This is a genomic window from Paraburkholderia jirisanensis, from assembly GCF_054782355.1.
On the sequence record NZ_BAAGSQ010000033.1, the window covers coordinates 1,225,670 to 1,239,273 of the forward strand.

Below are 13,604 nucleotides of genomic sequence, written 5' to 3' on the forward strand. Positions count from 1 at the left end.
TTTCGATACCACAACGAGGTCACAGCCTCCGTAGATCAGAATTGAATCGACTTTGACTTGTCGACGCCCCTGCCCAGAAATTCGCTGAAGATGTTGAGAAGTGACATGCCCTGTCCGTCGCGGGAGATATAAGTCTGCAGCGCCTGCTCCACGCGCAGCAAACGGCCCTGGCGCGAGCCGATGTTCTCCTGGTCCTCCTTGCGGCGACCGTCTATCAGATCAAAACCGAAGTTCAGGCCCATATCGGACACCAGGTCGCCGACGATTTGCGCCGGTACGTCCAAGACATCCCCGTTGGCGCTCACTAGCGAACTGAGCGCTTGCGTGATGGTTTCCAGCAGTCCCGAGACGATTTCCTGCTTGTAATACTGACTGGCCCTGACCATTTCGCTCTTGGTATAAATGTGCTCCGAGATTCGCTTGAGTACATCAAGCATGTTTACTGCGGCGTCGTTGTCCATGCCGAGGTATTCCTCTCCAATACTTTGCATACCGTCGGCGGCAAAACCGATGATCTGGTTCGTCGGACCGTCGCCCGCGAACAAGTTGTCTTCGTTCAGGTATAAAGCTTTGTAAATGGCCGGGATGATGAGGTCCAGGCTTGCGTCTTTCTCGATGGAGATTCCCAGCAGGGCGGCCATGTCAGCGAAATATTTCTTCTGCACCTCCAATGCCGCGGGCGACGAGCGACCCCATTCAATCTCCAGAGCGCGCTTCAACGTGGCGTTGCGGACGACGTGACGGATGTTGTCTCCAGCCACCGCACCTAGCTTTAAGGTGTAGTCCTTGGGCCAGGGCGGGCGAGACATGCGGCTGACTTCGAACGTCTTCAGCACCGGCGTGTAGCTGCCGCCTCGGGTGGGGCGTTCGCGAGTTTTCAGCCAAGGCATGAAGGTGTCCAGGAACGCCGCGACGTCTGAAAAATAGTGCTCATATCCGTATTGCCGGATGAATTTCACCAACTGCGACTTGATGCCGTAACGCTTGTACCCACCCTCCTCCAACGCTGGACAGACCACCTCGTCAAACAGCTGGTTCACCCGGCGCGAAGCGTGAGTGTAGAGCACACCAGCAATGATCACAGACCCGACCGGCGGTTTGTCCGGATTTTTTGGGGGGTTAACGTAAAGTATGTTGGTTTTTCTCATAATTACTTATCCATTAAGTTTTTCCAGGACAAAAACATTCTTGCCCGGACACGCTGCGTGACCGATTGCGGAAAATTATTTCCATGCAATGATGTTTTGACAGCTTCCAGGATCCAGTTTTTCTATAAATGGAAAATGCATAGAGAATGAATCTGCTGCCTCGTGCAAGCTAATCTATAGGCTTACCGTACCTAAAACTTGCACAAACCAATGGATTTGACGATGGCGTTCTTGAAAATCGCTGGTTCTCGGTCGAGTGACCGCTTGCGAAGTGAAGCTACCGCTCGAATGTCATAGCGACGCAATAGACGAACGTCCATTCATGGCCGACTACAGCCCAGCGCATCAGGCTCTGCTGCGGACCGCTCGTCCGCCGATCCGCACCGCTCCGTACGTGTATCGGGCGAGGAGCATCCATGGCCGGCCAGGCGAGTCATCCTGCAGTGGACTGACGGCATGGCCGAAAGCGTCCGGTCAAACTGATTGACCCCTTAAAATTCGTTCATTAGACTGAGATCCCTTCTGGTTGTTGGGTTACCAACAAAAGAGGACCTCATGCTCAGCCTCACTACGCTCGGACTCTTCTCGGGTGCCTGTCTCGCCCTTACTATGACGCCTGGTCCGGACATGCTGCTAATAGCGTCCCGAAGCGTTAGTCAGGGACGATCTGCTGGCTTTGCGTCGCTTGCCGGAATCCTCGTGGGAACCTACTGCCACGCGATGGCAGCAGCGTTTGGCCTGTCCCAGCTGTTTCTCGCTGTTCCCGTTGCTTACGATGTAGTCCGGTTCGCTGGCGCGACGTACCTGCTCTATCTCGCATGGAAGACCGTTCGCGCGTCCCCGATCTCGACTACGCCGGCTGGAAGCGAAGCTCGTTTTCCCGTTGGAAAGATTTTCAGGCAAGGGCTGCTAACCAATCTGCTCAATCCGAAGATGGCGTTGTTCGTCCTTGCGTTGTTTCCACAATTTGTACGTCCCCAAGATGGAGCAGTGGCCTTGCAGATCTTGACGCTCGCTACTGTGCTCAACTTCATCGGACTGGTCGTGAACGGTGCTGTCATACTTTCCGCAAGTCACCTTAGGCAGCGGTGGGCTAGCCGGCGCCGTCCGTCGCGTGCCCCTCAATATCTGCTTGCGTTAGTTTTCGCCGGACTAGCAGCGAGACTTGCCGTCGCGAGCCGTGATTAAACACCGGAAGGACAAGCGTGCTTCGCTTCGGTAGCTGGAAAAAGTTGTCGCTGATCCAGGCGGCTCAATCGAATAACCCTGGTTGACCGACTACCGCCGGACGCAGAACGACCGTTTCTGGACGATGCCTACCGGAGCACATCGAGCAAAGTATCGTAATTGACCGGCTTAGTCATGAAATGCTGAAATCCAGCGTCGACAGCGATCTGTTGATCCCGTATCTGGCTACGGCCTGTTAGTGCTATCAACAGCATGTCGGCTCCTCCAGCAGTCTGCCTCGCAAGATGCGCCAGATCATAGCCCGACATATCGGGAAGACCGATATCGATCACGACGACATCAGGCCAGATGCTGGAAATCAGTTCGAGTGCGATTGCACCGGTGGATGCTGTCCGCGCTTCGTGCCCATCGATGTCGAGCAACGTGGCGAGACTCAGCGCAGCATCTTCGTTGTCGTCGACAATCAGCACACGGCGAACCCGCGCGACAGCAACCGCCGAGATTGCCGACATACGCGGACTGGCACTTTGCGCCAGAGAAAGTGGAAGCTGGACAGTGAATTGACTACCCTTGTTCACGCCTTCGCTTTCGACGTAGACCTTACCTCCGTGGCGCTCCGTCAACGCACGCACAAGCGAAAGGCCGATACCCAGACCGCCTTGGGCACGGGGCAATCCAGTCGCCAACTGCGTGAAAATGCCAAAAATCGACGCAACATCCTCCTTCGCGATACCGATTCCGGTGTCACGCACGGCGATGGTCGCGGTCTGATCGTCCGGAGTGACGGAAAGTCGGATTGTTCCGCCCACAGGGGTATATTTCGCGGCGTTGGTCAGGAGGTTTTCAATAATCTGAATCAGGCGCCCGGGATCCGCGTTGACATACAGAGCTTGAACAGGCAGATCCACAACGAACGTGTGGCCAGCGGCCTCAAGCATTCCACGTGCTCCCTCGCTTGCCTGACGGAGAACGAGCGTCAGGTCCACCTGCTCGAGCTTTATCTCCAGCTTTCCCTCCGACACGCGAGAGATGTCGAGCAGATCGTCGACCAGCCTCGCGAGTTGCCTGGTCTGCCGGTCAAGTACCTTGCATGACCGGACGAGACGCGGGTCGCTGAAATTCTGGAGAGCAAACAGTCGGGCTGCAGCCTGTATAGGGGCGAGAGGATTACGCAGTTCGTGAGCAATAGTAGCGACAAATTCGTCCTTGCGGCGATCCGCGCTCCGCAGCGCCTCCTCAGCGACACTTTTTTCCGCAAGTGCCCGCTGCGCCTGCTGCCTCACCCGCAGCAGTTCCTGCTCATACTTGTGCCGGTCCATGACGAGCATGCAGGCGAAGTCATCGAATTCTTCACCATTCTCTATGTGCCGGACGGCATTGATCAGCATGGGTACCTTGTGTCCGTCGCGGTGGCGGATTTCGAGTTTGACCTCCGCGACCGATCGCTGCATCTGTAGCAGCGGTGCCCAATGCGTTTGATGAAAAACCTTGCCGCCCATCGTCAGAAGATCCTGGATGCGGCGTTTATCGAGCAATTCGGTCGCTGTGAAGCCTGCCCACCGGCAAAACGTGGCGTTAACCCGCAGGATCGTCCCGTCAGTTGCGGTCGTGAGAAGACCACACGGGGCCCGCTCAAACGCGTCATCGATTGGGACCAGAACCTGACGGGACGTATCCACTTAAAGGCCCAGCTTCTGCAGGAATTCCTCGGTCACCTCAAGACAGCGGCCTGGCGCGCTCAAATGAGGGCAGTGCCCGACGTTCTCGACAATGGCCAGGGTGCTGCCCCTGATTCTGTCGCGCATGTATTCGCCCACAGCGACCGGTGCGAGCAGATCATCGTTGGACTGCACGATAAGCGTCGGCGTACTCACCCGCGCGAGGTCTGTCCGGTGATCGGCAAGAAATGTGACGTGCGCGAAATGCCTGGCGATATCCGGATCAGTTCTGCAAAAGCTGTTCGTCAGTTCAGCGCCCAGTTCCGGTCGATCTGGTGCACCCATGATCGCGGGAGCCATATTGCTCGACCAACCGAGATAATTATTATCGAGCGTCTCAAGCAGATCCTCGATGTCGCTTCGATCGAAACCGCCCACGTAGCTGCCTTCGTTTATGAACGACGGCGATGGTCCGATCATGACGTTGGCGGCAAACAGTTCGGGTGCCTTGATGGCAGCAAGCATTCCGATCATCGCGCTGACGGAATGGCCAACGTAAATGACTGGGGCCTCCACACAGCTCGCGACGATTTCAAGAACATCGTCGGCGTAGCCATCAAGCGATCCGTATTTGTCGTGATCGTAAAGAGCCAGGTCCGAGTTGCCGCTCCCCACCAGATCGAATAGCACCGTTCTATACCGGCCGGAGAGTTCAGCCGCGAACAGTCGCCACATGTTCTGGTCGCATCCGAAGCCGTGGGCGAATACGATGGTTCTCTGTCCCCTTCCCGAGACGTGAACATTGTTCCGTTGCAGGAAGCTCATGCGGCCGCCGGAGATAGTTGACGAGACATCATCTCATAGAGTGACCTGACAGACCGCACTGGACGCCAGCCTGACGATTGCTGGCATTCCCCGGAACGGTCTACGCCGGACCTCACTCCGCCGCCAGCACCGCACGTGCGGCACGAACGATTGCATCAGTCGTGATATCGAATTTCCGATAGACGTCGTCGATTTTTCCGGACTCGCCAAAGTCGTGCATGCCGACAAACCGGCCGGCAGTTCCGAGGTACCGTTCCCAGCCCAACTCGACTGCCGCCTCGACCGCAACACGTGCAGCTGTTTCACCCAGCACAGACTTTTTATACGCGGCGTCTTGCTCCTCGAACAACAGCCTGCATGGCATCGACACAACGGCGGTCGGCACTCCGTCGCGCTGAAGAATCTCCCGTGCCTGCACGGCCAGGTGCAGTTCCGATCCGGTGGCGAGCAAGGTCAATTTCCGTGCTCCGCCCTCTGCATCGAGCAGCACGTAAGCGCCCCGAGCGGACCGGTTATCGGTCGATGCCTCGCTGCGCAGCAGCGGCAAAGGCTGTCGCGACAGGGCGAGCACCGCCGCGCGGCGTGGCTGGTCCATGACGAGCTCCCAGCATTCCGCAGTCTCCACCGCGTCGCCTGGCCGGTAGACTGCAAGGTGTGGAATGGCTCGCAGCGCGGCCAGGTGCTCAACAGGCTGGTGAGTCGGGCCATCTTCTCCAAGACCGATCGAGTCGTGCGTCATCACGAACGTGGTCCGGATACGCATCATCGCCGCAAGCCGGATCGCCGGCCGGCAATAATCGGAGAAGCAGAGAAAAGTGCCACCGTACGGTATCAGCCCGCCATGCAACGCAATGCCGTTCATCGCGGCAGCCATGCCGTGCTCGCGCACGCCATAGTGCACGTATGAACCTGCGTAATCGCCAGCGCGTATCTCCACCTGGTTGGTCGCCTTGGTATTGTTAGACGGAGTCAGGTCCGCAGACCCGCCCAGCAGCTCCGGAACTGCGGCGAACAGATGATTCAGCACTGCGCCGCTGGCCTGACGCGTGGCCAGAGGCTTCGCGCTCTCGATAAACTCACGTCGCGCTGTTGCAATCGCGCTCTTCCAGCCGGACGGCAATTCGCCATTGTTGCGGCGCTCAAACTCCTCGCGCAACGACGCTGGCGCCTCACTCACACGGTCGGCCCATTCGCGGCGCAACGTGGCGCCCCGGGCTCCCATCGCGCGCCACTCGTCTAGCAGATCGTCCGGAATCACGAACGGGGGCGAGCGCCAGCCCAGAATGTCGCGGGCGCCCGCGATTTCGTCTTCGCCGGGAGCGTCGCTGTGCGCTTTCTGTGTGCCGGCCTTGGTCGGAAACCCAAAACCGATGATGGTCTTGCAGGCGATCATCGAGGGCTGGTCGGTGACAGACTGTGCAGCTTCGATCGCGTCGCGAATAGCATCGGTGTCGTGCCCATCGATTTCAAGCACATGCCAGCCGGAGGCCCGAAACCGCTCGACTTCATTGTCGGATACGGACAGGCTGGTCGCGCCGTCGATCGAGATCGAGTTGTTGTCCCAGAAAGTTATGAGACGACCGAGTTTCAGATGACCCGCCAGCGATATGGCTTCCTGGCTGATGCCCTCCATCAGGCAGCCGTCGCCCATAAAGACATAGGTGAAATGGTTGATCAGCGCATTGCCGAACGTCGCGTTCATGATCCGCTCCGCCAGCGCCATTCCCACTGATTCTGCGAGACCCTGGCCGAGTGGCCCGGCGGTCAGTTCAATACCGTCGGCGTGACGATACTCGGGATGTCCCGGCGTTTTGCTGCCAACCTGTCGGAAGCGCTGCAGCTGCTCGATGGGCATATCCCGATAGCCGGTGAGATGCAGCAGGCTGTAGAGCAACATCGAGGCATGCCCATTCGACAGGATAAAGCGGTCACGGTCGACCCAGTGCGGGTCTGCCGCATCAAACCGCATGAAGTCTTTGAAGAGGACGGTTGCGATATCGGCCATACCCATCGGAGCACCCGGGTGGCCACTCTTCGCTTTCTGCACTGCATCCATCGACAGAAACCGGATGCAGTTGGCCAGCTCTCGCAGGTGCGGATCTCGCGCAGCCGGGACGCTTTTGCTGTTGCCGGTTGAAGCATGTGTATCTGTCATGCGTAACTCCTGTGATTAACGATTTGCGGTCCGGTTGAGCAGTCTTGCGATGAGACACCTGAAACGGCGGCATCGCGGTTGCAGAGTGTTGGACAGCCGAATTCGAAGACGGGTGTTCCAGATTCAAGTGCCCTGTGCCAGTGTTATCAAAACCAGCAAGGACCGCGCCTCACCCTCCGATGCCAGTCATCCGCGGGCACGTGGAGTGCTACTGTTAGATTTCATCTACGGGCGACTGAATCAAAGGGGACCATCATGCAAAATCAATCCTGCGCACCGTATCGTGGCTATATCGTCGACGTTAAGGTTTCCCCGTCGAAGTCTGCTTCCCTTGGCGGCCAGCAGCTCCGGTTTGCTGTCTCCTGGTTGATCCTTTCTGAAGACCATTCAGCATCGCTGATTGCGAGCTTGCCCGAGCAGCTGAATTTTCTCTCACACGACGCCGCGTTCGCGTATGCAGAGAGGCAAGCGCAGAGATTTATCGACGGATGTTATATCGATCCGGTTGCCGGCGACGCGGCAGCAACATAGCTCTTGCGATTGTCTATCGTACGTACGAAGAAATCGTGACGCTTCGTGAAGCGTAGGTAGTGAGCAGCATTTGCCGTTGAAGCGCTATTCGCCACGAGGCAGGCGTACGGAAAACACGGTTTCCGCATCATCGGATCGCGCGATGATCTCGCCTCCGTGCGCCCGGACAATCTCGCGCGCGATATATAGTCCGAGCCCAAGACTACCATTAGCATCTCCGCCTCGCTGACTGGGGCCGCGTTGCAAAGGATCAAAGATCCGGTCGAGGGTTGAGCGCTCGATGGCGTCCCCAACATTCCTTACCTCGAGCAGCAGCTCGGTATTTTCACTGGCAACTGCCACCCGCACCGACGCGTCTTGCGCCCCGTACTTGATCGCATTTAGAACCAGATTGCCGAGCAGTTGCTGCAGGCGCCTGCCATCCCAGACACCACGGCAGTCACCGACCACGTCCAGATCGATCTGACGGTCCGGGTGCACGACTCGCAACTGGTCAAGCTCATCGGCAAAGAGCTGGGCCAGATCGGCGCGAGCAGGCGCGATACTGATACCAAGACCCAGCCTGGTGCGGTTGTAGTCAACCATGTCATCGAGCAACGCCCGCATGCGTACGCCGCTTCTGTTCAGGCGGGACGCTGCCCCCGACACCTTTTCGCCGGCATCGAGCGCCGCCAGATACGACGCCGTCACCTGAATGGTCTGTAACGGGCTGCGCATGTCGTGCGCCAGCATACCCAGCAACAGATTTCGCGCCTGGTCGACGTGGGTGCTGAACGATTTCACCGACTCGGCAATTGCCTGATCGATAGCCTCATTGAATCGAATGACGTCATCCAGGTGATGAGGATCGGGCTCAAATCCGTCCATCCATAGTCGAAGCACGCTGGCGCGCAAGGCGCGATATTCGGCAACCAGCTGGTTGATGTCAAAGCCACTTCGCGCGCGCAGGACGGCGTGCGTTTGTGCCGCCGTGTCGGGCACACCGGCCTGCAAAGGCGCCCATCCCATGGATTTTTCGAGTTGATCGGCCCCGCTTTGGGGAGTGGACAGATCTTTTGCGATGGCGACCAGAAGCTGCTTCGCGTGGTCGCGCAAGGCCAACGGTTTCATGTCGGTCGCTGCTGGCAGCAGCGTGCCTGCAAACGCCTCCCATCGCAAAAGAATGGCTTCCATGTGATTGAGGATGAAGTCGGCTAATCGCATGTATGCCCCAAAGTCGGACCGGAAGATTCCGGTCCTGTGGTGAGCCATTTTTACGGAATCAACGGCTATTGGCAAACTGACATCGCTCGCCTCCGGGTCCACCCATTGCTGACTGTATTGCAATAGGAGAATTCGATGCCGACCCGAAGCGCTGTGCGTCTGCTCATCGCCGACGACGATCCGGACACGCTGGCGGCATACGTCCTGTTCTTCGACGCGCAGGGATACCAAACCCGCGCGCGGGCAGACGGTGCGAAAGCCTTGGCAGAGTACAGTGCGTGGCATCCAGACGCTGTCGTGCTCGACGTCCAGATGCCAGGGATGGACGGGCGAGCGGTCGCGCGGGAGATCCGCTACCTGCAATTCAAACCGGCCCCTTTACTGGTTGCTGTTACCGCGCTGACATCGCCGGCCGAAATGGCAAAGTCACTGAGTGCGGGATTCAACCACCATTTTGCAAAACCCGCAGATCTGCCGGTCATTCTGGCTGCGATAGCTGCCCATCTCAGCCGTGCTGCCACACACAAGCCGTGAACGCTAGTTCAACCACCCGTTAGAGCGTCCAGCACGACGAGCGGCAGTTAATACGCCGCTCACCGGCTATCGACGGACAGGAAGACAGCTATCACCGCCGAGGGAGATCGCGGCGGGCCATCAAAATTGATGTTGCGACGCAGCATTTATCGGCCTATGCTGGATCACAGGGGGCGGTGGCATCTGGCCAGTACGCGTCACATCTTGCGGAGGCACCTGTGAACGATCCGCGCTCGTTTCACCAACTGACGCTTCACGTGTTCGAACAGGACGGTGGCTGGCATTGGGGGCTCACGATTGAGCGATTGCATGGCGTAGGCAAGAAGGTGATCGCGTTTAGCGAGACGGTATTCCATTCGGAAGCAGAGGCGCGTACGGATGGAAAAAGGGCGCGCGAGTTGCGCCGGGAATCATTCGAGTGTGCTGAATAACTGGAGCAGCCGGGTTACACGAATCTTCCCATTGGGTAAGCGATGACTCGCTCAAGGGACGGTACGACCAGGAATCGCTCCACGGGTTGCATCGCGCCGAAGCGGCAGGTTACCCGTCGATGGGCCGGCAGCCTCTTCGAACGGAGGCTGGTGACGAAAGCCCGCATGTCCCGAAACAATAGCGATAATTGCACCCACAATCAGGGCCGCAAACGAGAACCATGACGCGCGCGCCACATTGCGTGCAGCGGTGTCGGCCGCCTGTCGAACTTCAGCTTGCGCCTGTGGGCTGGACGCTTCCGATGTGGCAGAAGCAATTGCACCCTGGACCCGTTGCGTCAATGCGCTTGCCATCGATCCGTCGGCTCCGGATCTGTCCATCGTTGCGCCGACGGTCGCGCCGGTCGACGCTACATTTCCAGCGACGTTCACCGCGCTGCCAAGCAGGGACGACGCTCCGTAGATGACCATCAGAATCATGACTGCCCAGGCGAGCAGCCCATGCAGCCATCCGAGCACGGGCGCGAATCGACCCGCGAAGTAGGAGCCAACAAAAACGGCGATCACCGTCATAACGATCAGGTACGCTCCCGAGGAGAAGCCAAAACCCTGCAACGGATTGAGCCGGGAAAGCGGTGCGAGCGCGGACATGCCAATCGCTGCGCCGAGCACGCTTAGAATCAGGTATGCGACAAGCGAGAGAATCACGCCTGCGAATACGGAGCCCCACGAGACGCGTGGTAGCCCACTTTGGGTGGTCAGAAGTTTCATGGATATGCCTGCCTGGTTTGAGGTCCGAAATATATGAACGCAGCGTTTTCCGCGTTCTACCAAAGCGAGCGCAACCGCTGTACCCGACCGGCGGAGCCAATCTACCGCAGGGCGGTATCGGCCAGCAGCTTTACGTTAAGGGCCACGATCGCCGCGGTCACAAGCCACGCGAGCGTCTTGACCCACGTGCGAATGACAAATGCGCCCATCTGCCGTTTGTCGGAGACGATCCGTACCAGTGGGATCACTGCAAACGGCAACTGCATTGAAAGAATCACCTGGCTTAGCAGAAGCAGGTGTGCGGTGCCCTTGTCGCCGTAGATCGCCGTCACCACGACTACCGGTACGATCGCGATACCGCGGGTGAGAAGGCGCCTTGACCAGGCCGGAATGCGCAGCTTCAGAAAGCCTTCCATCACGATTTGACCGGCAAGCGTTGCCGTGACCGTGGAATTCAATCCGGACGCGAGCAGCGCAACCGCGAACAACGTCGAAGCAACGCCAAGACCGAGCAGCGGCGACAGCAGTCGAAACGCTTCGCTAATTTCGGTCACGTTGGTGTGGCCGGCCTTGTGAAATGTCGAAGCGGCAACGATCAGGATTGCCGCGTTAATAAAGAGCGCGAGCATCAACGCGATGGTGCTGTCGACGGTCGCCCAGCGTATCGCGTTGCGGCGCCCCGCTTCGGTTTCCGGGTAGGCTCTCGTCTGCACGATCGACGAGTGCAGATACAGGTTGTGCGGCATGACAGTCGCACCGATGATGCCGATGGCCAGGTAAAGCATTTCGGGGTTCGTGACGATTTCAGGCGACGGCACGAAGCCGCGCAGCACAGCAGCAACCGGAGGCGCAGCAGCTACGATCTGGAATGTGAAGCACAGGGCGATTACGAGCAGCAGTGTGATGACAAATGCTTCAAGGAAGCGAAACCCCCGATTCATGAGGAGCAGCAACAGAAACGCGTCGAGCGCGGTGATGATCGCACCCGCTATCAACGGTATGCCGAACAGCAGCTGCAGCGCGATCGCCGTGCCGATGACCTCCGCCAGATCGCACGCAATGATTGCCGCCTCGCACGCGACCCACAATCCTATATTGACGGGTCTCGAATAGTTCGCCCTGCAGGCCTGCGCGAGATCGCGCCCAGTGGCAACGCCGAGCCGTACCGACAGCGCCTGCAGCAAGATCGCCATCAGGTTCGATACCAGTATGACCGCAAGCAGCGTATAGCCGAAGCGGGAACCGCCGGCGATATCCGTCGCCCAGTTGCCTGGATCCATGTAGCCGACGGAAATCAGGTAGCCCGGGCCCGCAAACGCAAGAAAGCGCCCGACCCACCGACCTCGCCCGGGCACCCCGATAGACCGGTGCACCTCCGGCAAACTACGGTCCATTGTCCCTTTGCCCGAACCCGGCGGAGCTGGATCCGGGCGCCCCGATCTCATCCTGCTGGCCCCTGCTGTTTAGCCTTGCACGCACTAAAGCCGACGTTCCAGCCCTGGACATATTGTGTGTCGTAGTTAAAACGTGTCGCGTCCCTCACGAGCTTGAACTTCGGATCGCCCGCGGCGAAGTATCCGCTTTGGCAGCCATCCTGGTAGCCCTCGACATACGCGGGCGACCGGCCTTCTTTCCGCAACTGTGCGGTCGCTGGGTCTGGGTCGGTCTGACAGCCCGACAACGCCGTCGACATCACGACTCCAGACAAAACCAGATGTCGCCGCTTCATGATGGCCCCCCATCGATTCAGGACAATGATCGGCTGAGGCCAGCATGAGCCCTCAGCCGGCTGTTGCTCACGTCCACCCGCTGATGGAAAGCATGAGCGCACCCGTCCACACCAGCACCTGATAAGCAAGCATCCATTCTTTTTTCATGATGCGTTCCTGAAAACGCGCGTACTATCCGGCACCGGTGACGCGCGCCCGCACCGGTGCAACTCACTTACCTAGCGCTTCGGCTGCCGCCTCCTCCTCAGCGAGGAGAGACAGCTTCTCGTCGGTGGCTTTTTCCTCCTTCAATGTCTGCAGCAAAAGGGTGACTGCATGCGTTTCTCCGAGCTGTTTCGCAAGCGCGATGATTGCACCATAGGCGGCAATCTCGTAATGCTCCACCTTTTGTGCGGCGCCAATCAGTCCCGCATCGAGGACCGGCCCACGCTCGACGCCATCGATGAGCTCCTGACCTTCCTCGACCAACCCTTCCATCGCGGCGCATTTGACCCGCTTGAGCCGGATCTCGCAAGATTCAACCACCTGGTCCAGCCGCTCGATCTGGCCTCGCGTCTCTTCCAGGTGAGTCAGAAAGGCAGCGCTCAGATCGGGATTTGTCGCCGCGCGCGCAAGCTTCGGCAGTGACTTCGTCATCTGTTTCTCCGCGCTGTATATGTCGGATAGCGAATGGATAAACAGATCGCTGATAGTCTTGATGGTCATGGTTTGCTCCGTGAACAGAAAAAATCGATGTGTGGTGCAATACTGGCCCGATTTGTCGCCGACCCTGGGCCGGTCAACAATCGCCTCAGTATCGAAAACAGCTTTGCGTCCCGTCACTTCAGGTCGTCGGAAACGGCCTCCGCACTTCCGAGTTCCGCGCCGGTCATCGGGTCACTGTCTGGATCTGACTGAAGACGCGCCGCCATGGCCGAGAGTGACGTTTTCTCGGCAGGATCGAGATTGACCCAGGCATTGCCGTCCCCGCCGTCCACGGCCGGCCCGCCATCCGTCATCGTGAGCCCGGTACCGCTGTTCCAGGGCGCTCCCACCACCGTCCCGCCGTGCGACATCTTGAAGTAGGTGCTCGCGAATTCGGGCATTGGCGCCAGCTTTCCCGAAGGGAAATTGGGCGATATCGCGTACAGCGCTTTTTCGAATGATTTCTGGTGTGCGACTTCACGGGTCATCAAAAAGCCCAACGCATCGCGAATACCTGGATCGTCTGTGACATTGATCAGCCGCTCGTAGAGAATCTTCGCCCGGGCCTCCGCCGCGATGTTCGAACGCAGGTCGGCCGTCGGCTCGCCGATCGTGTCAATGTAGGCGGCCGTCCACGGAACACCTCCCGAATTGGTCAACGCGGGGCCACCACCATGAAGGAGCTGGGTGACGTGACTGTCGTTTCCTGCGGCATTGAGCTTGCGGTACAGTTCTGCCTGCTCGTC

Annotated in this window: 14 protein-coding genes; 4 read left to right on the top strand and 10 right to left on the bottom strand. The window is 58.6% G+C overall.

The annotated features are described in order from the left end of the window. Positions 1-35: 35 nt before the first annotated feature. Positions 36-1,148 carry a hypothetical protein gene (locus tag ACYVNQ_RS37520; RefSeq protein ID WP_460910913.1) on the bottom strand — a complete coding sequence of 371 codons (1,113 nt, stop codon included), beginning with the start codon at positions 1,146-1,148 and terminating at the stop codon, positions 36-38. A 555-nt stretch (positions 1,149-1,703) separates the two neighbouring features. On the opposite strand from ACYVNQ_RS37520, the gene ACYVNQ_RS37525 reads away from it, so the two are divergent. Further along, positions 1,704-2,336 carry a LysE family translocator gene (locus tag ACYVNQ_RS37525; protein WP_460910916.1) on the top strand — a complete coding sequence of 211 codons (633 nt, stop codon included), beginning with the start codon at positions 1,704-1,706 and terminating at the stop codon, positions 2,334-2,336. Between the two features lie 128 nt (positions 2,337-2,464). On the opposite strand, the gene ACYVNQ_RS37530 is transcribed toward ACYVNQ_RS37525, so the two are convergent. The 3 genes from ACYVNQ_RS37530 to tkt all read right to left on the bottom strand — a co-directional run bounded on the left by ACYVNQ_RS37530 (position 2,465) and on the right by tkt (position 6,974). Continuing rightward, positions 2,465-4,015 (bottom strand): hybrid sensor histidine kinase/response regulator, encoded by a 1,551-nt coding sequence (locus tag ACYVNQ_RS37530; protein ID WP_460910918.1) that lies wholly within the window; start codon positions 4,013-4,015, stop codon positions 2,465-2,467. Further along, entirely contained in the window at positions 4,016-4,819 is an 804-nt protein-coding gene (locus ACYVNQ_RS37535; protein ID WP_460910920.1) for an alpha/beta fold hydrolase, read from the bottom strand. A gap of 112 nt (positions 4,820-4,931) precedes the next feature. After that, positions 4,932-6,974, bottom strand: a complete 2,043-nt coding sequence (gene tkt, locus ACYVNQ_RS37540; protein WP_460910922.1) for a transketolase — start codon at positions 6,972-6,974, stop codon at positions 4,932-4,934. A 255-nt stretch (positions 6,975-7,229) separates the two neighbouring features. On the opposite strand from tkt, the gene ACYVNQ_RS37545 reads away from it, so the two are divergent. Beyond that, positions 7,230-7,505 carry a hypothetical protein gene (locus ACYVNQ_RS37545; RefSeq protein WP_460910924.1) on the top strand — a complete coding sequence of 92 codons (276 nt, stop codon included), beginning with the start codon at positions 7,230-7,232 and terminating at the stop codon, positions 7,503-7,505. Positions 7,506-7,589: 84 nt separating this feature from the next. Here the strand turns inward: ACYVNQ_RS37545 and ACYVNQ_RS37550 are convergent, their stop codons facing one another. Next, positions 7,590-8,708, bottom strand: a complete 1,119-nt coding sequence (locus ACYVNQ_RS37550; protein ID WP_460911272.1) for an ATP-binding protein — start codon at positions 8,706-8,708, stop codon at positions 7,590-7,592. A gap of 135 nt (positions 8,709-8,843) precedes the next feature. Here ACYVNQ_RS37550 and ACYVNQ_RS37555 point away from each other — a divergent pair, with 135 nt between their 5' ends. Both ACYVNQ_RS37555 and ACYVNQ_RS37560 read left to right on the top strand, forming a co-directional pair. Continuing rightward, positions 8,844-9,242, top strand: a complete 399-nt coding sequence (locus ACYVNQ_RS37555) for a response regulator (RefSeq protein WP_460910926.1) — start codon at positions 8,844-8,846, stop codon at positions 9,240-9,242. Between the two features lie 218 nt (positions 9,243-9,460). Then, positions 9,461-9,673: a hypothetical protein gene (locus ACYVNQ_RS37560; RefSeq protein ID WP_460910928.1), complete on the top strand. Its 213-nt coding sequence runs from the start codon at positions 9,461-9,463 to the stop codon at positions 9,671-9,673. 51 nt (positions 9,674-9,724) lie between these two features. Here the strand turns inward: ACYVNQ_RS37560 and ACYVNQ_RS37565 are convergent, their stop codons facing one another. From ACYVNQ_RS37565 to ACYVNQ_RS37585, 5 genes are all read right to left on the bottom strand, one after another. Further along, positions 9,725-10,444 carry a hypothetical protein gene (locus ACYVNQ_RS37565; RefSeq protein ID WP_460910930.1) on the bottom strand — a complete coding sequence of 240 codons (720 nt, stop codon included), beginning with the start codon at positions 10,442-10,444 and terminating at the stop codon, positions 9,725-9,727. Positions 10,445-10,545: 101 nt separating this feature from the next. Further along, positions 10,546-11,838: an Nramp family divalent metal transporter gene (locus ACYVNQ_RS37570; protein WP_460910932.1), complete on the bottom strand. Its 1,293-nt coding sequence runs from the start codon at positions 11,836-11,838 to the stop codon at positions 10,546-10,548. Between the two features lie 47 nt (positions 11,839-11,885). Next, positions 11,886-12,137, bottom strand: a complete 252-nt coding sequence (locus ACYVNQ_RS37575; protein WP_460910934.1) for a hypothetical protein — start codon at positions 12,135-12,137, stop codon at positions 11,886-11,888. Positions 12,138-12,384: 247 nt separating this feature from the next. Then, on the bottom strand, positions 12,385-12,879 hold the full coding sequence (locus ACYVNQ_RS37580; RefSeq protein ID WP_460909935.1) for a YciE/YciF ferroxidase family protein: 495 nt from the start codon (positions 12,877-12,879) through the stop codon (positions 12,385-12,387). Between the two features lie 113 nt (positions 12,880-12,992). After that, positions 12,993-13,604, bottom strand: a 612-nt coding sequence (locus ACYVNQ_RS37585; protein WP_460909938.1) for a manganese catalase family protein, incomplete at its 5' end; no start/stop codon positions are given.

Excerpts from the sequence above, each read along its gene's own strand:
- tkt (WP_460910922.1), bottom strand. The coding sequence starts at position 6,974 with ATGACAGATACACATGCTTCAACCGGCAACAGCAAAAGCGTCCCGGCT.
- ACYVNQ_RS37545 (WP_460910924.1), top strand. The coding sequence starts at position 7,230 with ATGCAAAATCAATCCTGCGCACCGTATCGTGGCTATATCGTCGACGTT.
- ACYVNQ_RS37520 (WP_460910913.1), bottom strand. The coding sequence starts at position 1,148 with ATGAGAAAAACCAACATACTTTACGTTAACCCCCCAAAAAATCCGGAC.
- ACYVNQ_RS37535 (WP_460910920.1), bottom strand. The coding sequence starts at position 4,819 with ATGAGCTTCCTGCAACGGAACAATGTTCACGTCTCGGGAAGGGGACAG.
- ACYVNQ_RS37570 (WP_460910932.1), bottom strand. The coding sequence starts at position 11,838 with ATGGACCGTAGTTTGCCGGAGGTGCACCGGTCTATCGGGGTGCCCGGG.
- ACYVNQ_RS37565 (WP_460910930.1), bottom strand. The coding sequence starts at position 10,444 with ATGAAACTTCTGACCACCCAAAGTGGGCTACCACGCGTCTCGTGGGGC.
- ACYVNQ_RS37580 (WP_460909935.1), bottom strand. The coding sequence starts at position 12,879 with ATGACCATCAAGACTATCAGCGATCTGTTTATCCATTCGCTATCCGAC.
- ACYVNQ_RS37555 (WP_460910926.1), top strand. The coding sequence starts at position 8,844 with ATGCCGACCCGAAGCGCTGTGCGTCTGCTCATCGCCGACGACGATCCG.
- ACYVNQ_RS37550 (WP_460911272.1), bottom strand. The coding sequence starts at position 8,708 with ATGCGATTAGCCGACTTCATCCTCAATCACATGGAAGCCATTCTTTTG.
- ACYVNQ_RS37525 (WP_460910916.1), top strand. The coding sequence starts at position 1,704 with ATGCTCAGCCTCACTACGCTCGGACTCTTCTCGGGTGCCTGTCTCGCC.
- ACYVNQ_RS37575 (WP_460910934.1), bottom strand. The coding sequence starts at position 12,137 with ATGTCGACGGCGTTGTCGGGCTGTCAGACCGACCCAGACCCAGCGACC.